This is a genomic window from Burkholderia sp. ABCPW 14 (assembly GCF_001523835.1).
GTDB lineage: Bacteria > Pseudomonadota > Gammaproteobacteria > Burkholderiales > Burkholderiaceae > Burkholderia > Burkholderia mayonis.
The window spans coordinates 1-19,052 of the sequence record NZ_LOVS01000066.1; the positions used below are offsets into that span (position 1 = coordinate 1).

Annotated in this window: 20 protein-coding genes and 1 pseudogene; 8 read left to right on the forward strand and 13 right to left on the reverse strand. The window is 64.8% G+C overall.

Translation table 11 applies throughout. The features are described 5' to 3' along the window. Nucleotides 1-131, forward strand: a pseudogene (locus WS62_RS36125) (3-hydroxybutyrate dehydrogenase); the annotation flags it as partial. Nucleotides 132-299: 168 nt separating this feature from the next. Here the strand turns inward: WS62_RS36125 and WS62_RS08900 are convergent. After that, the gene (locus WS62_RS08900; protein WP_059468807.1) at nucleotides 300-1,499 is read right to left on the reverse strand and encodes an amino acid aminotransferase; all 1,200 of its coding nucleotides are present in this window, start codon (nucleotides 1,497-1,499) and stop codon (nucleotides 300-302) included. A gap of 281 nt (nucleotides 1,500-1,780) precedes the next feature. Here WS62_RS08900 and uvrB point away from each other — a divergent pair, with 281 nt between their 5' ends. From uvrB to WS62_RS08930, 6 genes are all read left to right on the forward strand, one after another. Continuing rightward, a complete protein-coding gene (gene uvrB, locus WS62_RS08905; protein WP_066570260.1) occupies nucleotides 1,781-3,871 on the forward strand; it encodes an excinuclease ABC subunit UvrB in 2,091 nt (696 codons plus the stop codon). Between the two features lie 220 nt (nucleotides 3,872-4,091). Continuing rightward, a complete protein-coding gene (locus WS62_RS08910) occupies nucleotides 4,092-4,643 on the forward strand; it encodes an iron transporter (RefSeq protein ID WP_066484140.1) in 552 nt (183 codons plus the stop codon). Nucleotides 4,644-4,702: 59 nt separating this feature from the next. Next, nucleotides 4,703-5,032, forward strand: a complete 330-nt coding sequence (locus tag WS62_RS08915) for a cupredoxin domain-containing protein (protein ID WP_066484141.1) — start codon at nucleotides 4,703-4,705, stop codon at nucleotides 5,030-5,032. A 55-nt stretch (nucleotides 5,033-5,087) separates the two neighbouring features. Beyond that, complete coding sequence (locus tag WS62_RS08920; protein ID WP_066570262.1) at nucleotides 5,088-5,930, forward strand: FTR1 family iron permease; 843 nt, start codon at nucleotides 5,088-5,090, stop codon at nucleotides 5,928-5,930. Next, complete coding sequence (locus WS62_RS08925; protein WP_066570264.1) at nucleotides 5,927-7,327, forward strand: 4Fe-4S binding protein; 1,401 nt, start codon at nucleotides 5,927-5,929, stop codon at nucleotides 7,325-7,327. The genes WS62_RS08920 and WS62_RS08925 overlap by 4 nt, the downstream gene beginning before the upstream one ends. Before the next feature lie 59 nt (nucleotides 7,328-7,386). Beyond that, entirely contained in the window at nucleotides 7,387-7,797 is a 411-nt protein-coding gene (locus tag WS62_RS08930) for a GlcG/HbpS family heme-binding protein (protein ID WP_066484144.1), read from the forward strand. Between the two features lie 282 nt (nucleotides 7,798-8,079). Here WS62_RS08930 and hemP read toward each other — a convergent pair whose 3' ends face one another. From hemP to WS62_RS08945, 3 genes are all read right to left on the reverse strand, one after another. Next, entirely contained in the window at nucleotides 8,080-8,262 is a 183-nt protein-coding gene (hemP, locus tag WS62_RS08935; protein ID WP_331460069.1) for a hemin uptake protein HemP, read from the reverse strand. A 227-nt stretch (nucleotides 8,263-8,489) separates the two neighbouring features. Then, nucleotides 8,490-8,975, reverse strand: a complete 486-nt coding sequence (locus WS62_RS08940; RefSeq protein ID WP_066570533.1) for an SRPBCC family protein — start codon at nucleotides 8,973-8,975, stop codon at nucleotides 8,490-8,492. A gap of 119 nt (nucleotides 8,976-9,094) precedes the next feature. Beyond that, nucleotides 9,095-9,967 carry a pirin family protein gene (locus WS62_RS08945; RefSeq protein WP_066570270.1) on the reverse strand — a complete coding sequence of 291 codons (873 nt, stop codon included), beginning with the start codon at nucleotides 9,965-9,967 and terminating at the stop codon, nucleotides 9,095-9,097. 122 nt (nucleotides 9,968-10,089) lie between these two features. On the opposite strand from WS62_RS08945, the gene WS62_RS08950 reads away from it, so the two are divergent. Continuing rightward, nucleotides 10,090-11,061: a LysR family transcriptional regulator gene (locus tag WS62_RS08950; RefSeq protein ID WP_066570272.1), complete on the forward strand. Its 972-nt coding sequence runs from the start codon at nucleotides 10,090-10,092 to the stop codon at nucleotides 11,059-11,061. A gap of 365 nt (nucleotides 11,062-11,426) precedes the next feature. Here the strand turns inward: WS62_RS08950 and WS62_RS08955 are convergent, their stop codons facing one another. The 9 genes from WS62_RS08955 to WS62_RS08995 all read right to left on the reverse strand — a co-directional run bounded on the left by WS62_RS08955 (nucleotide 11,427) and on the right by WS62_RS08995 (nucleotide 18,772). Beyond that, entirely contained in the window at nucleotides 11,427-11,855 is a 429-nt protein-coding gene (locus tag WS62_RS08955) for an ExbD/TolR family protein (protein ID WP_066570275.1), read from the reverse strand. A 13-nt stretch (nucleotides 11,856-11,868) separates the two neighbouring features. Next, nucleotides 11,869-12,600 (reverse strand): MotA/TolQ/ExbB proton channel family protein, encoded by a 732-nt coding sequence (locus WS62_RS08960; protein WP_066484149.1) that lies wholly within the window; start codon nucleotides 12,598-12,600, stop codon nucleotides 11,869-11,871. 37 nt (nucleotides 12,601-12,637) lie between these two features. Continuing rightward, complete coding sequence (locus WS62_RS08965) at nucleotides 12,638-13,378, reverse strand: energy transducer TonB (protein WP_066570278.1); 741 nt, start codon at nucleotides 13,376-13,378, stop codon at nucleotides 12,638-12,640. Nucleotides 13,379-13,602: 224 nt separating this feature from the next. Continuing rightward, nucleotides 13,603-13,842, reverse strand: coding sequence for a (2Fe-2S)-binding protein (locus WS62_RS08970; RefSeq protein WP_066570281.1), 240 nt, complete (start codon nucleotides 13,840-13,842; stop codon nucleotides 13,603-13,605). A gap of 134 nt (nucleotides 13,843-13,976) precedes the next feature. Continuing rightward, entirely contained in the window at nucleotides 13,977-14,846 is an 870-nt protein-coding gene (murI, locus tag WS62_RS08975) for a glutamate racemase (protein ID WP_066570283.1), read from the reverse strand. A gap of 55 nt (nucleotides 14,847-14,901) precedes the next feature. After that, complete coding sequence (gene bfr / locus WS62_RS08980; RefSeq protein ID WP_066570285.1) at nucleotides 14,902-15,378, reverse strand: bacterioferritin; 477 nt, start codon at nucleotides 15,376-15,378, stop codon at nucleotides 14,902-14,904. A 154-nt stretch (nucleotides 15,379-15,532) separates the two neighbouring features. Further along, complete coding sequence (locus tag WS62_RS08985) at nucleotides 15,533-17,056, reverse strand: fumarate hydratase (RefSeq protein ID WP_066570287.1); 1,524 nt, start codon at nucleotides 17,054-17,056, stop codon at nucleotides 15,533-15,535. Nucleotides 17,057-17,095: 39 nt separating this feature from the next. Next, nucleotides 17,096-17,704, reverse strand: coding sequence for a TIGR00645 family protein (locus WS62_RS08990; protein ID WP_066570288.1), 609 nt, complete (start codon nucleotides 17,702-17,704; stop codon nucleotides 17,096-17,098). Between the two features lie 168 nt (nucleotides 17,705-17,872). Further along, nucleotides 17,873-18,772, reverse strand: coding sequence for a DMT family transporter (locus tag WS62_RS08995; protein WP_066570289.1), 900 nt, complete (start codon nucleotides 18,770-18,772; stop codon nucleotides 17,873-17,875). Between the last annotated feature and the right edge of the window lie 280 nt (nucleotides 18,773-19,052).

The following is a 19,052-nucleotide window of genomic DNA, read 5'->3' on the forward strand; positions in this document are numbered from 1 at the left end:
GCCAGACGGTCGACGGCGTGTTCACGACCGTCGAGGACGTCGCGAAGACGGTGCTGTTCCTGTCGGCGTTCCCGAGTGCGGCGCTCACCGGCCAGTCGTTCATCGTCAGCCACGGCTGGTTCATGCAGTAAGGGGGACCAGGCGAGTGCCGTCTCGCCTCGTCTTGGCCGTCCGGCCGCCCGAAGTCGGTGAGGCCCGTACCGTGCGCGAACATAAAAAAACGCGCCCCATCCGGAGCGCGTCCTTGTTCCAGCAGCGTAGCGCTGCGGCAGCTCAAAGGCCGCAGCGCCGACGTCCGCTTACTTCAGCACGACGGCGATCGCGTTTGCCACGACGTCGATATTGCGCGTGTTGAGCGCCGCGACGCAGATCCGGCCGGTGCTCACCGCATAGATGCCGAACTCTTCGCGCAGACGGTCGACTTGCGCCGACGTCAGGCCCGAGTACGAGAACATGCCGCGTTGCGCGTTGATGAAGCTGAAGTCGCGCTCGATGCCGGCGGCCGTCAGGCGCTCGACGAGGCCATTGCGCATCGCGCGGATGCGATCGCGCATTTCGCCGAGCTCCTGCACCCACGAGGCGCGCAGTTCGGGCGAGGCGAGCACCGCCGCGACGATCGCGCCGCCATGCGTCGGCGGGTTCGAGTAGTTCGTGCGGATCACGCGCTTCAATTGCGACAGCACGCGTGCGGCTTCGTCCTTGCTGTCGGTGATGATCGACAGCGCGCCGACTCGCTCGCCGTACAGCGAGAACGACTTCGAGAACGACGACGACACGAACACGTTCAGATCCGCCGCGGCGAAGAGGCGCACCGCGGCCGCGTCGGCCTCGATGCTCTCGCCGAAGCCTTGATAAGCGATGTCGAGGAACGGCACGAGCTTGCGCGCCTTCACGACTTCGACGACCTGCGCCCACTGCGCTTCGTTCAGGTCGACGCCCGTCGGGTTGTGGCAGCACGCGTGCAGCACGACGATCGTGCCCGGCTCGTAGCTGTCGAGCGCGGCCAGCATGCCGTCGAAGTTGACGCCGTTCGTCTTCGCGTCGTAGTACGGGTACGCGACGACCTCGAAGCCGGCCGTTTCGAACAGCGCGCGGTGGTTTTCCCAGCTCGGATCGCTGATTGCGACCTTTGCCTTCGGGTTCAGCGTGCGCAGGAAGTCCGCGCCGATCTTCAGCGCGCCCGTGCCGCCGAGCGCTTGCGCCGTCACGACGCGGCCGGCCGCGATCAGCGGCGAATCGTCGCCGAGCAGCAGCTTCTGCACGGCGGCGTCATAGGCGGCGATGCCGTCGATCGGCAGGTAGCCGCGCGGCAGGCCGGCTTCGACCCGCGCCTTTTCCGCGTCGCGCACCGCGCGCAGCAGCGGAATCTTGCCGTCCTCGTTGGTGTAGACGCCGACGCCGAGATTCACCTTGGTCGGGCGCGCATCGGCGTTGAAGGCTTCGTTCAGACCCAGGATCGGGTCGCGGGGGGCAAGTTCGACAGCGGAGAAGAGCGACATGATTGATTCGCAGCAGTTGTGAAAAGAGGGTCAGCTTCGGAGTGCCGATGCGGGCCGGCGGGCCGTGAGGCGAAGCGCGGCAAAGGGCGGCGGCTCGGCGCGGAAAGCGAAGCGCAGCAACTCGTCATTGTAGCGAATTCGCCGTCTCCGTTCGGCCAATGTCTCGGCCCCGGCTGCGGTTTTTTTGCGCACTCGGCCGGAGAATCGCGAGCGGAGCCGGCCGAGCGTCGAAGCGCTAGAATGCTCCTTTGCTCCGCTTCGGCTCGCCGCCTCGCATCCACATGTCCGAACATCACCCCGACACCCGCGACGATCTCGACGAATCGAAATTCGTGACGTTCGACGGATCGCCGTTCCAGCTGTATCAGCCGTATCCGCCTGCGGGCGACCAGCCGACCGCGATCACGACGCTGGTCGAAGGCGTCGAGGACGGACTTTCGTTCCAGACGCTGCTCGGCGTGACGGGCTCGGGCAAGACCTTCACGATGGCGAACGCGATTGCGCAGCTTGGCCGCCCGGCGATCGTGTTCGCGCCGAACAAGACGCTCGCCGCGCAGCTCTACTCGGAATTTCGCGAATTCTTCCCGCGCAACGCGGTCGAGTATTTCGTGTCGTACTACGACTACTACCAGCCGGAAGCGTACGTGCCGCAGCGCGATCTCTTCATCGAAAAGGATTCGTCGATCAACGAGCACATCGAGCAGATGCGGCTGTCGGCGACGAAGAGCCTGATGGAGCGCCGCGACGTCGTGATCGTCGCGACGGTGTCGGCGATCTACGGTATCGGCAATCCGTCCGAGTATCACCAGATGATCCTGACGCTGCGCATGGGCGACAAGATCGGCCAGCGCGAAGTAATCGCGCGGCTGATCGCGATGCAGTACACGCGCAACGAGCAGGACTTCCAGCGCGGGACGTTCCGCGTGCGAGGCGACACGATCGACATCTTCCCGGCCGAACACGCGGAGATGGCGGTGCGCGTCGAGCTGTTCGACGACGAAGTCGATTCTCTGCAACTGTTCGATCCGCTGACGGGCCGCGTGCGGCAGAAGATCCCGCGTTTCACCGTCTATCCGTCGTCGCACTACGTGACGCCGCGCGAGACCGTGATGCGAGCCGTCGAGACGATCAAGGAGGAACTGCGCGAGCGTCTCGAGTTCTTTCATCGCGATGGCAAGCTCGTCGAGGCGCAGCGGCTCGAGCAGCGCACGCGCTTCGACCTCGAGATGCTGCAGGAGCTCGGCTTCTGCAAGGGCATCGAGAACTACTCGCGGCACTTCTCCGGGGCGGCGCCGGGCGAACCGCCGCCGACGCTCGTCGACTACCTGCCGTCCGACGCGCTGATGCTGCTCGACGAATCGCACGTGCTGATCGGCCAGTTGAACGGGATGTACAACGGCGACCGCGCGCGCAAGGAGAATCTCGTCGATTACGGTTTCCGGCTGCCGTCGGCGCTCGACAACCGCCCGCTCAAGTTCCCCGAGTTCGAGCGCAAGATGCGCCAGGTGGTGTTCGTGTCGGCGACGCCCGCCGATTACGAGCAGCGCGTGTCCGGCCAGACCGCCGAGCAGGTCGTGCGGCCGACGGGACTCGTCGATCCGGCGATCGAGGTGCGGCCGGCGAGCACGCAGGTCGACGACGTGCTGTCCGAGATCACCGAGCGCGTGAAGGCGGGCGAGCGCGTGCTGATCACCGTGCTGACGAAGCGGATGGCCGAGCAGTTGACCGAATTCCTCGCCGACCACGGGGTCAAGGTCCGCTATCTGCACAGCGACATCGACACGGTGGAGCGGGTCGAGATCATCCGCGACCTGCGGCTCGGCACGTTCGACGTGCTGGTCGGGATCAACCTGCTGCGCGAGGGCCTCGACATTCCGGAAGTGTCGCTCGTCGCGATCCTCGATGCGGACAAGGAAGGCTTCCTGCGCGCCGAGCGCTCGCTGATCCAGACGATCGGGCGCGCGGCGCGCAACGTGAACGGCAAGGCGATCCTGTACGCGGACCGGATCACCGATTCGATGCGCCGCGCGATCGACGAGACCGAGCGCCGCCGCGCGAAGCAGATCGCGTTCAACGAGCAGATGGGCATCACGCCGCGCGGCGTCGTGAAGCGGATCAAGGACATCATCGATGGCGTCTACAACGCCGACGAAGCGCGCGCCGAGCTGAAGGAGGCGCAGCAGCGCGCGAAGTTCGAGGACATGTCCGAGAAGCAGATCGCGAAGGAAATCAAGCGGCTCGAGAAGCAGATGGCCGATTACGCGAAGAATCTCGAGTTCGAAAAAGCCGCGCAGACGCGCGACCAACTCGCGCTGCTGCGCGAGCGGGTGTTCGGCGCGAATGTCGGCGATCACGTGAGCGGGGTCGAGTGACGTTCCGCGGCGCGCCGCCGCATCCGTTAATCTCGCTGTAAGCCTTGTCGGATCAGGGATTTAGCGGCATCTCCATTTGTTTCGGAAGCGGTTCGGTGCTACACTTGCGCCTGTATTGAGAATAGTTCGCATTAGCGTTCTTCATCGCTTTTTTGTCTCCCCCCGGGTTCCGGGTCCGCGCGGGCGAGACATGTGTCACGAGATAAAAACAGGAGTGTCAATGTTGCGTTCTTCCTTTGTTCGCAGCGGCGTCGCATTGGCGGCCGCGTGCGCTGCGCTGTCGGCGACGGCGGCCGAATACCCGATCGGCAAGCACCAGATTCAAGGCGGGATGGAAATCGGCGCGGTGTACTTGCAGCCGATCACGATGGACCCGGAAGGCATGATGCGCAAGGCGTCGGATTCGGACGTCCATCTCGAGGCCGACATCCACGCGGTCAAGAACAATCCGACCGGTTTCGCCGAAGGCGACTGGATGCCATATCTGCAAGTCGCGTACAAGCTGACGAAGCAGGGCGACGCGAAGTGGAAGGCCGAAGGCGATCTGATGGGCATGGTCGCGAGCGACGGTCCGCACTACGGCGACAACGTGAAGCTGAACGGCCCGGGCAAGTATCACCTGACGCTCGTCGTGAAGCCGCCGATGCAGACGGGCCACATGGCGTTCGGCCGCCACGTCGACAAGGAAACCGGCGTCGGTCAGTGGTTCAAGCCGATCACGCTCGAATACGATTTCCCGTTCGCCGGCATCGGCAAGAAGGGCGGGTATTGATCGTCACGGCAGCAAACGGACGGCGCGCGACGAGCGCGCTGTCTCTTTAGAGAAATACGATGAAATTCCCCAGAGTATTCGCATTCGCCGCCGCGATCGTCATCGCAGGCGCCGCGCACGCGGCCGATCTGCCGACCTTCAAGCTCGAGATGGCGGACGGCAAGCTCAATCCGGCGCGCATCGAAGTGCCGGCCGGCCAGCGCATCAAGATCGAGATTCGCAATACGGGCAAGGGCGCCGTCGAGTTCGAGAGCGTGCAGCTTCGCAAGGAGAAGGTGCTCGCGCCGGGCGGCGAATCGTTCGTCGTGATCGCACCGCTGTCGCCGGGCGAATACAAGTTTTTCGACGATTTCCACCAGCAGGCGCAGGGCGTCATCGTCGCGAAGTAACGGTTTTCGCGTTTGACGCGCGGACGAGCCGCGCGGCGGACGCTGGGAGGTAACAATGGGTCAGATCTTGTTCATCGTCTGGCGGGAGAGCGTCGAGGCGCTGCTCGTCGTCGGTATCCTCTATGCATGGCTGAAGAACGGCGACGACGATGCGCGCCGCGGCTTGCCATACCTGTGGGCGGGCGTGGGCGCAGGCTTGCTGATGGCGGTCGGGCTCGGCGCCGCGCTCATCGGCTTCACCGAGGTACTGTCGGGCGACGCGCAGGACTACTTTCAGGCCGCAATGGTGCTGATCGCATGCGTGCTGATCGTGCAGATGGTGCTGTGGATGAAGCAGCACGGGCGCACGCTGAAGCGCGACATGGAGCGCTCGCTGCAGAAGAGCACGCAGGACGCGAACTGGTGGGGCGTCGCGGTGCTCGTCGCGCTCGCGATCGCGCGCGAAGGCAGCGAGACGGTGATCTTCCTGTACGGGCTCGGCTTCGGTCAGTCGGGGCACGTCGACGGCGGCCAGATGCTCGCCGTGCTGATCGGCCTCGGTCTCGCGTTCCTGACGTTCTACGTGCTGCAACTGGGCGGCAAGTACTTCTCGTGGCGGCACTTCTTCCGCGTCACCGAGATCATGCTGCTGTTCCTCGGCGCGGGCCTGTTCCAGGCGGGCATCGACAAGCTGATCGACAAGGAAATCCTGCCGCTCGGCATCGCGCAACTGTGGGATACGTCGGCGATCCTCGACGATTCGGGCACGCTCGGCTCGCTCGTCGCGACGCTGACCGGCTACCGCGCGCATCCGTCGCTCACGAATCTCGTCGCGTACGCGGTCTACTGGGCGGTCGTCTATCTGCTTCTCAAGCGTGCCTCCAGACACCCGGCGGCGACTGCGGGGCGGCCGGCATGAGTGCCGTCGTCGGCCGCCGCCGCACGAACCTGGTCGCGGAAGCCGGGCAATGGATGCAGCGCCGCGGCGCGCTGATCCGCGGCATCCAGTGGATCGTGGTCCTCGTCTACGCGTTCCTGATCCTCGTGCCGGCGTTCACGCCGCTGCCCGACGATACCGCGCATCTGTGGAGCAACCTGACGCTCGCCGCGCAGTTCGTGTTCTGGGGCATCTGGTGGCCGTTCGTGCTGCTGTCGATGGTGATGCTCGGCCGAGTCTGGTGCGGCGTGCTGTGTCCCGAGGGCGCGTTGAGCGAGTTCGCGAGCAAGTTCGGCCGCGGCCGCGCGATTCCGCGCTGGATGCGCTGGGGCGGCTGGCCGTTCGTCGCGTTCGGTCTCACGACGATCTACGGCCAGATGGTCAGTGTCTATCAGTATCCGCGCGCGGTGCTGCTCGTGCTCGGCGGGTCGACGCTCGCCGCGATCGTGATCGGTTTCCTGTATGGGCGCGAGAAGCGCGTATGGTGCCGCTATCTGTGCCCCGTGAACGGTGTTTTCTCGCTGCTCGCGCGTCTCGCGCCGCTGCGCTACAAGGTCGACGAGGACGCGTGGCGCCGTTCGTACAAGAAGGGCGAAGACGGCCATCGCGTGATTCCGATCAACTGCGCGCCGCTTGTGCCGCTTCGCAACATGAAGGGCGCGGCGGCGTGCCACATGTGCGGCCGCTGCAGCGGCCACCGCGGCGCGATCGAGCTGACGATGCGCTCGCCGTCCGAAGAGGTGGTCGTGCTTGGCGACAAGCAGGCGAGCGGCTGGGACACGGCGCTCATCCTCTACGGCCTGCTCGGCATCGCGATCGGCGCATTCCATTGGACGGTGAGTCCGTGGTTCGTGCAGATCAAGCAATCGCTTGCGGGCTGGCTGATCGATCACGACATCATGTGGCCGCTCGACACGAACGCGCCGTGGTTCATCTTCACGCACTATCCCGAGCACAACGACGTATTTTCGTGGCTCGACGGTTCGCTCGTCATCGCGTACATCATGGGCACGGGGCTCGTGTATGGCACGGCGCTTGCCGTGCTGCTCGGCGGCGCTGTCGCGATGCTCGGCCGCTTCGAGCGCGTACGGCTGCATCATCTCGCGCAGGCGCTGATCCCGCTCGCGGGCGCGGGCGTGTTCCTCGGCTTGTCGGCGACGACGCTGTCGCTGCTGCGCGCTGAGCACGTGCCGCTCGGCTGGGCGTCGGACTTGCGGATCGCGATTCTCGTCGGTTCGAATCTGTGGAGCGTATGGCTCGCGTGGCAAGTCACCGGCCGCTATGCCGGCTGGGCACGCCGGCTGTTCGCGATGCTCTGGTTTGGCGCCGCGCTCGCGGTGATCGACAGTGCGTGGTGGCTGATGTTCTGGGGATTCTGACGCGCTTCGAGCGGTATGATGCAGCCGTCGATGGGCTCTCATCACGAAGGAGTGCCGAGATGAAAACCAAACCCGTTTTGACGAGCGAGGACGTGAAGAAGATGGCGGCCGCCGCCGAGTCGTTTGCGGCCGCCAGTCACTGGCCCGTGACGGTCGCGATCTTCGACGACGGCGCACACCTGCTGTATCTGCACCGGATGGACGGCGCCGCGCCGAGCACCGTCGAGATGGCGATCGGCAAGGGCCGCACGGCGGCGCTCGGTCGCCGCGAGAGCAAGGTCTACGAGGAAATGGTGCTGCAAGGGCGCGTGTCGTTCCTGAGCGCGCCGCTCGTCGGCCTCGTCGAGGGCGGCGTGCCGATCATGGTTGAAGGCGAGACGGTCGGCGCGATCGGCGTGTCGGGCGTGAAGTCCGAGCAGGATGCGGCCGTCGCCCGCGCGGGCATCGCCGCATTGACCGAAGCCGGCTGATTCGAAAGCGGCATTTCGCCGACATCCGTTCCATCGTCGGCTCGAGCGAGTCGAGATCGCTGTTGCGTTTCACGCTTCACGCGCCGCGCAAACAAAAAGCGACGCGTCATCGGACGCGTCGCTTTCTTTTTCACGCAGTGAGAACCAAAAAAAGCGGCTTGGCTTGCTACAACGGCTGCTTGAATATGTTTGCACGAAGGGGTCTAGACTCGCGTGCAAGCCGTTATCGCTGGCTAATGCCCAACACCTCTCGTAGAGGTGGTCCCCACAATACTCGGTTCGTTACTTCGTCAAGATCAGCTTGCCCAGGCGAGTGGCCCGCAACTGATAGGTTTCGCCGTTGTGCGCGATGCTCACGTGGCTTTGGCCCTGCAACAGCGCATCGCTGCTCACCACGCGCTGCCCGGTGTTTGCGGTTGCTGCGGGCTTTGCCTTGGACTTCACCGATTCCGCCGGCGTCGTCACTGCTGCCGTTTTGGGGCGGCTGCTGGATGCAGCGCCGCCCGTGCGGCGCAACGTGAGCGTAGTAGAGCGCATAGAGTCGGTCATTCAGGCGATCGGTGAGTTGCGATTCGATGGAATGAATTCTAAATGATAACTATTCCCATTTACAATGTAACTTTATCGATCGAAAGCTGAATGTCGATAGGCAGGAGCAAAGAGGGCGGCGGATGCACCGCCGCCAGGTGCGGTCAGTGCAGCGGATTCGGGTCCTTGCGGCCCTGCGCGTATTCGCGGATCAAACGAACGGTATCGATGTCGGATGCGCGGTAGGCTTCCTTCACGATCTCGTGCGTCTGGCGCGCGTCTTCGCTGTCGTTGCCGACGGGCAGCGTTGTCCGATACTCGAAGCGCAGGAACAGTTGCCGATCGTCGCGCTCTTCGATCGTCATCGTCAGTGAACCGCCGATCTCGCCGTCGGCCGCATGGATGTCGTAGCGGACCTGCTCGTTCGGCGTGTACGTCACGCGATCGCGGACGGTCGCGTTGCCGTAGTGCAGCTCGCGCTCGAGCGTCGTCTCCGTGCGTTCGTGCACGATGCAGCGGTCGAGGCCGATCACGAAAAGCTGCGGCTGCTCGGCGCGCAGCACGAGGCCTTCCCACAGTTGCGCACGAGTCAGTACCGGCAGGGTCGGATTGTCGGCGGCGTTAATCTGGATCAGATGTTCGAAGTTCAAGGCGGCGGATTCCTTCTGTATTGCGGCCCTCGCCGGGCGCGAGAAGATATTGTGACGCAAATCCGCCGCGGCGCCGAGCTTGCGTCCACCGCCGTTGCGCCGATGCGCGCCGCTCACGCTTACGCGGGAATGCGGCCCATGCGGCCTGTCTGATAATCGGCGACTGCTTCGCGGATCTCGTCTTCGGTGTTCATCACGAACGGACCGTAGCGCACGATCGGCTCGTTGAGCGGCGCGCCACCGATCAGCAGCAGGTCGAGCGGCGTATCGCCCGCGGCGAACCCGACGGAGTCGCCGTCTTCCGCGTACACGACCATATGACGCGCGTCGACCGCCGTCTTGTCCGCGCCGTAGAATCCGCTGCCTTCGATCGAATAGGCGAACACGCGAAATCCGGCCGGCACCGGCTGCTCGACGCTCGCGCCCGGCGCGAGCGTGAAGTGATGATAGAGCATCGGGGTGCGCGTCTCGATCGTTGCGCACGCGCCGAACGCCTCGCCGGCGATCACGCGGACCTTGGCGCGGCCGTTGGCCGACGTCGCGGTCGGAATGCGTGCGGCCGGGATATCCTGGTAGCGGGGCGCGATCATCTTGTCGCGGCGCGGCAAGTTCACCCAAAGCTGGAACGCATGCGCGCGGCCGCCCCGGCGCGAGAATTCGGGGTCGGGCATCTCGCTGTGGACGACGCCCGAACCTGCCGTCATCCACTGGACGTCGCCCGGACCGAGCGCGCCCGCATGGCCCGCCGAATCGCGATGGCGGAACCAGCCGTCGAGCACGTACGTGACCGTTTCGAAGCCGCGATGCGGATGATCGGGCGCACCTTTCGCATCGCCCGGCGCGTACTCGACGGGACCCATCTCGTCGAGCAGCAGAAACGGATCGAAGTCCGTCAGCAGGCGGGTCGGGAACGGGCGGTGGACCACGAAACCGCCGCCTTCCGTGGTGCGAAGCGATGGATAGGTACGCTGGATCGAGCGGGCGATAGGCATGGGAGGGCTCTAGGAATGGCTGATGTGACGTTATTTTTGCAACGTAAGGCTATTATATTGAGCGAATTGCCGGTTAAATCCGCTCGATTCGCAATGGATCGTTGTGGAATTGGAACGATGAAATGACTATCGATGCACATAACCTGAACGACTTGATGTACTTCTCTCAGGTGGTCGAGCACGGCGGCTTCTCGGCCGCGGAACGTGTGCTCGGGATCTCGAAGTCGCGCCTGTCGCGGCGGCTGACCGAGCTCGAGGCGGCGCTCGGCGTGCGCCTGTTGCAGCGCTCGACCCGCAAGCTCGCGCTGACCGAGGCCGGGCAGCTTTTCTATCAGCATTGCCAGGCGATGTTGTCCGAAGCGCAGGCTGCGATGAATGCGGTACAGCAACTGCGTTCGGCGCCGCGCGGCACGGTGCGTGTGAGCGTGCCCGTCACGCTGTCGCAAACGATGCTGTCGCGCCTGTTGCCGGAATTCCTGCATCGCTATCCGGAAGTGCGCGTACAGATTCGCGTGACGAATCGTGTGATCGATCTCTTCGAAGACTCGATCGACGTCGCGCTGCGCGTGCGGTCCGAGCCACCGCAGAACGCGAACATCGTCGTGCGGCCGCTCTGGCGCACCGAGCAGATGCTCGTCGGCGCGCCGGGCCTGCTGCAGCAGAACGCGCCGCCCCTCGTGCCCGCCGATCTGTCGAGATTCGACACGCTCGATACGCCGTCGGGCGACGGCCGCCACGTATTCAATCTGATTGCGCCGGACGGCACGCGCCACGCGCACGAGCACGAGCCGCGCCTCGTGACGGCCGACCTGATGACGATTCGCGAAGCGGTGCTCGACGGGGTCGGAATCGCCGCACTGCCCGAATCGATGTACGGCAACGCCTTGCGCGCAGGGCAGCTGTCGCCCGTGATGCCGGGTTGGACGCTGCCCGTGCCGCAGCTCTACGCGGTGTTCGTGTCGCGGCAGGGCATGCCGCCCGCGGTGCGCGCGTTTGTCGACTACCTCGTCGAGAAGCTCGACAACGAAAACTACAAGGAGCAGAGCTGTCCGGAGCGCAGCGCGAAGGGCGCGGAGACGAAGATTTCCATCTGACGAAATCGGGACGATTGCATGCGCATCGATTTTGTCATTTGACGCGCGTCACGCAATCGGTAGTTTCAATCGCCGGTCGCTTGAATGCATGCGCGGCTCGGCCTATATTGGAATCCCAATTTCGTGAGGGAAGGTGCCAAGCGGAATAAGGTGGCCGCATATGTTGCGAGCCAAATAGGGCAGATCGCGCAAGTCCGTGCAGACCACGGCATGACGCATTGCGTTGCTCGACGTGCAGCAGTTCGGCCGTCGTGCCCGCCGCCCGAAGGCGCCCGTGTGCGCATGAAAAAAGGCCTTCATCTGGCGATGAAGGCCTTTTACTTTGTAGCGCCGCGCGCGCCTGTCGCATGCGGCGCGCTGCGCATTTACTTCGCGTTCGATTTCGGCTCGGTGACGAAGCCGAGCTTCGTGAGGCCGCCTGCTTGCGCGGCCGACATCACTTCCGCAACGCGCTCGTATGCGACCTTGCGATCCGCGCGCAGATGCAGCTCCGGTTGCGGCGTCGTCTGCGCGGCTTGCGCGATGCGCGTCTGCAGATCGGTCGCGTTGACCGGATGATCGTTCCACAGGACCGTGCCGTCGCCTTCGATCGCGACGTCGACCGTCTGCGGCTTCACTTCGACCGGCTGGCTGCTCGCGCGCGGCAGATCGATCTTCACCGCATGGTGCATCGCAGGAATCGTGACGAGAAAAATGATCAGGAGTACAAGCATGACGTCGACGAGCGGCGTCATGTTGATCTCGTTCATCAGGCCGTCATCGTCATCGTCGCCGAAGCTGGTGTTCATGGACATCGCGAGCCTCCGCTCAGTTCGCGCGCGCGGCGAGGCGCAGCCCGTCGCGCTGAGACGACGACGCGAGGCGCGCGCCCGTCACGAAGTAGGCATGCAGGCCATGCGCGAAGCGGCGCAGGCGGCTCACGATGCTCTTGTTCGCGCGCGTGAGCGCGTTGTAGCCGAGTACGGCGGGAATCGCGACGAACAGGCCGAACGCGGTCATGATCAGCGATTCGCCGACGGGGCCCGCGACCTGGTCGATCGACGTCTGGCCCGTCGCGCCGATTACGAGCAGCGCGTGATAGATGCCCCATACGGTGCCGAACAGGCCGACGAACGGCGCGGTGCTGCCGATCGACGCGAGGATCGCGAGGCCGCCCTGCATCCGCGCGATGCCTTCGTCCATCGTGTCCTTCAGGCAGCGCGTGACCCAGTCGGACGCGTCCATCCGGTCGTGCAGGTGCGGCTGCGTCTGATGATGATGGTCGGCGGCTTCCTGGCCGGACAGCGCGAGCGCGAGGAACGGGTTGTCCTGTGTCGAAGACGATGCGTGGCCGAGCTTCTTCACGCCTTCTTCGAAATCGTCCGAATGCCAAAACGATTGCTCGGCGTCTTTCGACAGACGTTTCAGGCGAATCACGTTCCAGCCCTTGATGACGATCACCATCCACGACAGGATCGACATCACGAGGAGCGCGATCGCGATGGCGCGCGTAACGAAGTCACCTTGCGCCCACACGTGCGCGATTCCGTAGCTTTGCATTTCCTTTCCTTATTGTTTCTTTCGGGTGTTGCTGAAATTAGTCGGTCAGAGTGAAGTCGTAGGGCTGCGTATAGGCGGCGCGCATCGGCTGTCCGTTCTGCAGATACGGCTGGCACGGCGACGAGCGGATCGCGTCGAGCGCCGCGTCGTCGAGGCGCGCGAAGCCGCTGCTCTGGACAACTTGCGCGCTCTCGATCCTGCCCGTCAGGCCGACGACGAAGCGGACCTTCACGACGCCCGTCTCGCCGCGGCGCTTCGACAGTGCCGGGTAGGCGGCCTTCGCGATCTGGCAGGTCAGGTGCGCGCCTTCCTTCGGTGCGACGATTTCCATCGTCGGGCGGCTCGTCGGCGCGCCCGCGGGCGCCGCAGCCTTCGCGCTAGTCTCGGCGGGCGCCGCGGGGGCGGGCGGTGCGGGTTCCGGCGCGGTGATCGCGTTCGGCGAAGGCTCGTGCGATACGGGCAGCGGCGTCGGGGTCGGCTTCGCGACCGGCCGGGGCGCGGGTGCCGGCTTCGGCTTGACCTTCGGGACAGGCTTCGGCGGCTCGGGCGTCGGCGCCGATTGGATGCCGACCGGCTGGGCGACGGGCGCGCTCAATAGCTGCGCGGTGATCGTCTTCGATTCGAGCGGGCGAGGCGGCACATCGTTGCGCATCAGTAGCGCGCCGGTCAGCAGGATCGCGTGTCCGGCAAGAACCGTCACGGCGGCGGTGACGACGCGGGGATTCATACGGGAGAGGGCCGGCACAGAGGCGGCCGGCAAGGAATTCGAAAACTGCATGTTAGCTTCGTAGCGCGGCGGCGCGTGTGTCGTTCGCCGCGAAGTGTCGCATCACTTGCGGAAAATCAGCAAGGAGATGCACACGGTAGTCACGAATCCGATCAGCAATTCCATTACGGGCTCCTTTACAGGTAGGCCGTTGGCTCGCGCAGGCAGGCTTGCTGACGGGCTGGTAAAACGAGAGCGCGGCGCTCGGCGACGCGCGTGCGATCCTAGCACGCCGATCAGGCCGCCTTGCGGTCGTAGAACGTGATGGGGACCGGCACGGCCGCGGGGCGCTCGACACCGCAGCGACTCGCACAAACGCCCTGTTCCGCCATGAGGCCGCGCACGGTTTCCTCGCACTTGCCGCAGCAGGTGGCGACCCCGAGTTCGAACTGGAGTTCGTCGAAAGTGTCCACGCCTTCCGCAAGGGACGCGCGAATCTTCCGATCGGAAACGGACTTGCACACGCAGACGATCATGATGGAGCGCGATAGCTAACGTTAATGCGAATTATTATCATTATATTTTTTGGGCTTGGCAAGCGCGGCCCCGGGTTTTTTGTAACAAAACCAGGTGCTTGGAAGGGTTTCCGGGCGGCGGCGCGGGTGCGCGGCTACGCCGGATGGGCGGGGCAGGCGGCCGTGCGGGGCGAAGAAATGGTAACGGATTCGACCGGGATGTCGAGCCCGAGCAGCGTCGCCGCGAGCATGTGCAGGTGCTGGCCGTCGCTCGTCGAGCACAGGCGCGGCGGCGCCGGCTGCGCGGCGGCGGGCGCGCGCAGTCCGCGCTCGTCCAGGATCCGCGAAAGCTGGCGGGCGATCGCATCGCCCGTGTCGATCAGATGCAGGCGGTTCGACGTCACGTCGCGGATCGCGGCGTCGAGGAACGGGTAGTGCGTGCAGCCGAGCACGAGCGTGTCGGCGCCGGCCGCGATCATCGGTTCCAGGTAGCCCGCGAGCAGCGCGCGCAGTTCGGGCGAGCCGGTGTCGCCGCGCTCGACCGCCTCGACAAGGCCGTGCCCCGCCTGGCAGATGAAGCGGCAGTCGTCCGCGTAGCGTGCGATCAGCGCTTCGAAGCGCGCGCTGCGCAGCGTCGCCTGCGTCGCGAGCACGCCCGCGACGCGCGTCTTCGAATGCAGCGCCGCCGGCTTGATGCCGGGCTCGACACCGACGAGCGGAATCGACAGACGCTCGCGCACGACCGCGATCGATTGCGCGGTGGCGGTGTTGCACGCAACGACTAGCGCCTTCGCACCCTGCGCGGCCAGCCATTCGCCTATCGCGAGCGTGCGCGTGACGATGAACGCATCGTCGCGCGAGCCGTACGGTGCATGGCGGGAGTCGGCGACATAGACGAGCGCCTCGTCGGGCAGCCGTTCGCGCACCGCGCGCAGCACCGACAGACCGCCGAGCCCCGAGTCGAAGATGCCGATCGGCGCACGGGCGGGCAATACGCGGGAATCGGAAGCGCGCGGCGTCGTCATGCGGGCGATCGAACGTGAATCGAATGAAGATCGAGCGAGAGCGGAGTGACTGGAATTACTCCGATGAGCCCATCATCGACTGCTGATAGTTCTGGATGCCGACCTTGCCGATCAGGTCGATTTGCGTTTCGAGCCAGTCGATATGCTCTTCCGTATCGTCGAGAATCTTCTCGAAGATTTCGCGCGACACGTAATCACGCACCGATTCGCAATACGCGATCGCTTCCTTGCACGTCGCCTGCGACAACTGTTCGAGCTTCAGGTCGCACTTCAGGATTTCTTCGGTTTCCTCGCCGATGAGCAGCTTGTGCAGATCCTGCAGGTTCGGCAGGCCGTCGAGCATGAAGACGCGTTCGATCAGCCAGTCTGCGTGCTTCATTTCGCCGATCGACTCGTCGTATTCGTGCTTGCCGAGTTTCTCGAGGCCCCAGTGCTTGTACATCCGCGCATGCAGGAAATACTGATTGATCGCAGTCAGTTCGTTCTTCAACTGGGCGTTCAGATATTCGATGACTTTCTTATCGCCTTGCATGTTTGTTCCTTGTGACGTGTGGGGCTTGAATTTCTGAACGATAAACGCTCGTTCCTGAAAAGCCAAGGGCCAATTCGTTCGATCTCCGAAAGGTGGAACGAATCCGCCGCATCAAAAAGGCCGGATTGAAATCCGGCCCGAAAATCATTCGTATTTACACGCTCGCGACGGCAATCTTGCCGATCTTCGCCTGCCATTCCTTCGGCCCCGTCTGATGGACCGATGTGCCTTGCGAATCGACCGCGACGGTCACCGGCATGTCCTCTACGTCGAACTCGTAGATCGCTTCCATGCCGAGATCCTCGAACGCGAGCACCTGCGCGTGGCGGATCGCCTTCGACACGAGGTACGCGGCGCCGCCGACGGCCATCAGGTACGCGGCGTTGTGCTTCTTGATCGCGTCGATCGCGACCGGGCCGCGTTCCGCCTTGCCGACCATCGAGATGAGGCCCGTCTGCGCGAGCATCATTTCGGTGAACTTGTCCATCCGCGTCGCCGTCGTCGGGCCTGCCGGGCCAACCACTTCGTCGCGCACCGGATCGACCGGGCCGACGTAGTAGATCACGCGGTTCGTGAAGTCGACGGGCAGCTTCTCGCCCTTCGCCAGCATGTCGGCGATGCGCTTGTGCGCGGCGTCGCGGCCCGTCAGCATCTTGCCCGACAGCAGCAGCGTCTGGCCCGGCTTCCAGCTCGCGACTTCTTCAGGCGTCAGCGTATTCAGGTCGACGCGCTTGCTGGCTTCGGTGTTCGGTTCCCAGTGGACCTTCGGCCAGGCGTCGAGCGACGGCGCTTCAAGCTTGGCCGGGCCCGAGCCGTCGAGCACGAAGTGCGCGTGGCGCGTCGCCGCGCAGTTCGGGATCATCGCGACAGGCTTGCTCGCCGCGTGCGTCGGCGCGGCCATGATCTTCACGTCGAGCACGGTGGCGAGGCCGCCCAGGCCCTGCGCGCCGATGCCGAGCGCGTTGACCTTCTCGTGCAACTCGACGCGCAACTCCTCGACCCAGTCTTTCGGGCCGCGCGCGATGATCTCCTGGATGTCGATCGACTCCATCAGCGATTCCTTCGCCATCAGCATCGCCTTCTCGGCGGTGCCGCCGATGCCGATGCCGAGCATCCCCGGCGGGCACCAGCCCGCGCCCATCGTCGGGACCGTCTTCAGCACCCAGTCGACGATCGAGTCCGACGGATTCAGCATCACGAACTTCGACTTGTTCTCCGAGCCGCCGCCCTTCGCCGCGACCTGCACGTCGACCTTGTCGCCCGGCACGATCTCGTAATGGATCACGGCCGGCGTGTTGTCCTTCGTGTTCTTGCGCGCGCCATCGGGCGGATTGACGATCGACGCGCGCAGCACGTTGTCCGGATGCGTGTAGCCGCGGCGCACGCCTTCGTTGATCATGTCGGTGACGCCCATCGTCGCGCCGTCCCAGCGCACGTCCATGCCGACCTTCACGAAGATCGTGACGATCCCCGTGTCCTGACAGATCGGGCGGCGGCCTTCCGCGCACATGCGGCTGTTCGTCAGGATCTGCGCGATCGCGTCCTTCGCGGCCGGGCTCTCTTCGAGCGCGTATGCACGACCGAGCGCCTGGATGTAGTCGAGCGGGTGGTAGTAGCTGATGTACTGCAGCGAATCCGCGATGCTCTGGATCAGGTCTTCCTGTTTGATGACGGTCATGGCTGAGACTCTGTGAGGACTGTGGGTATGGGAATCGACTCAGGCCGACTGTTGCGCCGGCTCGCGCGGCGCCGACGGAGGCGTCGGCGCTTCGTGATAATGCTCGGGGTGCGTGTGCGTCGTCAGGCGGTCGACCCACGCCATCACGAGCGCCGACACGAGGAACGCGACGTGGATCAGCACCTGCCACATGATCGCGTGCTCCGTGTGCTGGTCCGGATTGATGAAGGTCTTCAGCAGATGGATCGACGAGATGCTGATGAGCGCCATCGACAGCTTCACCTTCAGCACGCCCGCGTTCACGTGGTCGAGCCATTCCGGTTCGTCGGGGTGGCCTTCGACGCCCAGGCGCGACACGAAGGTTTCATATCCGCCGACGATCACCATGATGAGCAGGTTCGAGATCATCACCACGTCGATCAGGCCGAGCACGGCGAGCATGATGTTCGTCTCGTCGAGGCCGGTCGCGTGCGACAGCAGGTGCCAGACTTCCTTGAGGAACAGGAACACATAGATCGCCTGAGCGACGATCAGACCCAGATAAAGGGGGACTTGCAGCCAGCGGCTCATGAAGATGACGGCGGGCAGCGGGCGCATCTTGCGGCGGGCCGGGCGGGCGGCGCGCGGATCGGTCGGGGCGGCGGACATAGTCGGGCGAAGCGGGGACGCGGGGATATGGAGCGGTTTTTGAAAAAAAGCGCGTCATTGTAACGCGTCGGCGGGGCCGCTTGCAGCGGCGCAGCATCGCGGCGCGGCGGCGCGCGTGTCGCAAAGGGGCGGGGGGACGCGCCGGCTCGTCGCCGGCGCGGCGATTGCTTAGGGCGAGACGGGCGGCGCGCGCCGCACGCGCAGGCTCGCGAGCACGATCCCCGTCACGACGCACGCGAGCGCGAAGCCGTGCGCGAGCGTCGGCCGCTCGCCGAGGAACAGGATCCCGTAGAGCGCGGCCGAGATCGGCAGCACCGCGCTGAACACGCCCGCGAGGCTGCCCGGCACGTGGCGGATGCCCTTCATCCACAGCCAGAACGAGAAGATGCTCGCGGACAGGCCGTACCAGACGACGAGCGCCCAGATGCCCGCCGGCACGCTCGTGTAATCGAAATGCCAGAGCGCGCCCGCGCCGAGCGGCAGCATCAGCAGCAGGCCGAACAGATGGGTGTATGCGCAGATGTCGATCGGTGCGAGCGTTTGCGTGAGGCGCCGCGACAGGATCACGTAGATCGACTCGCAGCAGACCGCGCCGAGCATCAGCAGGTTGCCGGCGAGCGAGCTCGCGTGCCCACCGCCTTCGCTCGCCGTGCCGTTCGCGAGATTGATCGTCACGACGCCGACGATCGCGAGCGCAATCGACACGAGCGCACGCCCGTTCGGTTTCTCGCGCAGGAAGATCCACGCGAACAGCGCGACGACGGCCGGGATCGTGCTCGTGATGACGCCCGCCGCGACGGCGCTCGTGCGCTGCACGCCGTTCAGCATCAGCAGCGTGAACATGAACGTGCCGAAGAACGCCTGCAGGAACAGGTTCAGCCATTCGCCGCGCTTGACGGTGCGCATCTTGACCGGGCTGAAGAGCGGCCAGAGCACCGCGTTCGCGATGACGAAGCGCAGCGTGGCGAGAATGGCGACAGGAACGAAGACGACGATCGATTTGCCGATGCCGACGTTGCTGCCGACGAGCAGCATCGACACGATGAGAAAGAGAGCGTAGCGATTCAAGCTGGAATCCGGGCGACGAGTTAGTTAGCATTGTAGGGTCGCGTGAAAGCTAGCGTAAAGCAGCGCCGAGACGCCCGTCGCGTAAGTGGCGGGTAAGTTCCGGCGCTTATCGTGAAAAGACCTGCATCGCTTTGCCGCGGCCGTTTCGCGTGGTGCGATGCAGCATCGCGCGTCGCATGAGCCGCATGCGGCGCGCAGGGTGGGAGACAGGCGCGTCGCGCGCCAATTAGACACGGCGCGCCGGATCGCGCCGACATGTAGTGGGTTCCAAGTTCACCAA

Bases quoted from the DNA above. Each gene is read 5' to 3' on its own strand.
- WS62_RS08910 (WP_066484140.1), top strand. From the start codon at position 4,092: ATGTTGCGTTCTTCCTTTGTTCGCAGCGGCGTCGCATTGGCGGCCGCG.
- uvrB (WP_066570260.1), top strand. From the start codon at position 1,781: ATGTCCGAACATCACCCCGACACCCGCGACGATCTCGACGAATCGAAA.
- WS62_RS08960 (WP_066484149.1), bottom strand. From the start codon at position 12,600: ATGCAAAGCTACGGAATCGCGCACGTGTGGGCGCAAGGTGACTTCGTT.
- WS62_RS08920 (WP_066570262.1), top strand. From the start codon at position 5,088: ATGGGTCAGATCTTGTTCATCGTCTGGCGGGAGAGCGTCGAGGCGCTG.
- WS62_RS08950 (WP_066570272.1), top strand. From the start codon at position 10,090: ATGACTATCGATGCACATAACCTGAACGACTTGATGTACTTCTCTCAG.
- WS62_RS08985 (WP_066570287.1), bottom strand. From the start codon at position 17,056: ATGACCGTCATCAAACAGGAAGACCTGATCCAGAGCATCGCGGATTCG.
- bfr (WP_066570285.1), bottom strand. From the start codon at position 15,378: ATGCAAGGCGATAAGAAAGTCATCGAATATCTGAACGCCCAGTTGAAG.
- WS62_RS08900 (WP_059468807.1), bottom strand. From the start codon at position 1,499: ATGTCGCTCTTCTCCGCTGTCGAACTTGCCCCCCGCGACCCGATCCTG.
- WS62_RS08965 (WP_066570278.1), bottom strand. From the start codon at position 13,378: ATGCAGTTTTCGAATTCCTTGCCGGCCGCCTCTGTGCCGGCCCTCTCC.
- WS62_RS08915 (WP_066484141.1), top strand. From the start codon at position 4,703: ATGAAATTCCCCAGAGTATTCGCATTCGCCGCCGCGATCGTCATCGCA.
- WS62_RS08930 (WP_066484144.1), top strand. From the start codon at position 7,387: ATGAAAACCAAACCCGTTTTGACGAGCGAGGACGTGAAGAAGATGGCG.
- WS62_RS08970 (WP_066570281.1), bottom strand. From the start codon at position 13,842: ATGATCGTCTGCGTGTGCAAGTCCGTTTCCGATCGGAAGATTCGCGCG.
- WS62_RS08945 (WP_066570270.1), bottom strand. From the start codon at position 9,967: ATGCCTATCGCCCGCTCGATCCAGCGTACCTATCCATCGCTTCGCACC.
- murI (WP_066570283.1), bottom strand. From the start codon at position 14,846: ATGACGACGCCGCGCGCTTCCGATTCCCGCGTATTGCCCGCCCGTGCG.
- WS62_RS08955 (WP_066570275.1), bottom strand. From the start codon at position 11,855: ATGTCCATGAACACCAGCTTCGGCGACGATGACGATGACGGCCTGATG.
- WS62_RS08990 (WP_066570288.1), bottom strand. From the start codon at position 17,704: ATGTCCGCCGCCCCGACCGATCCGCGCGCCGCCCGCCCGGCCCGCCGC.
- WS62_RS08925 (WP_066570264.1), top strand. From the start codon at position 5,927: ATGAGTGCCGTCGTCGGCCGCCGCCGCACGAACCTGGTCGCGGAAGCC.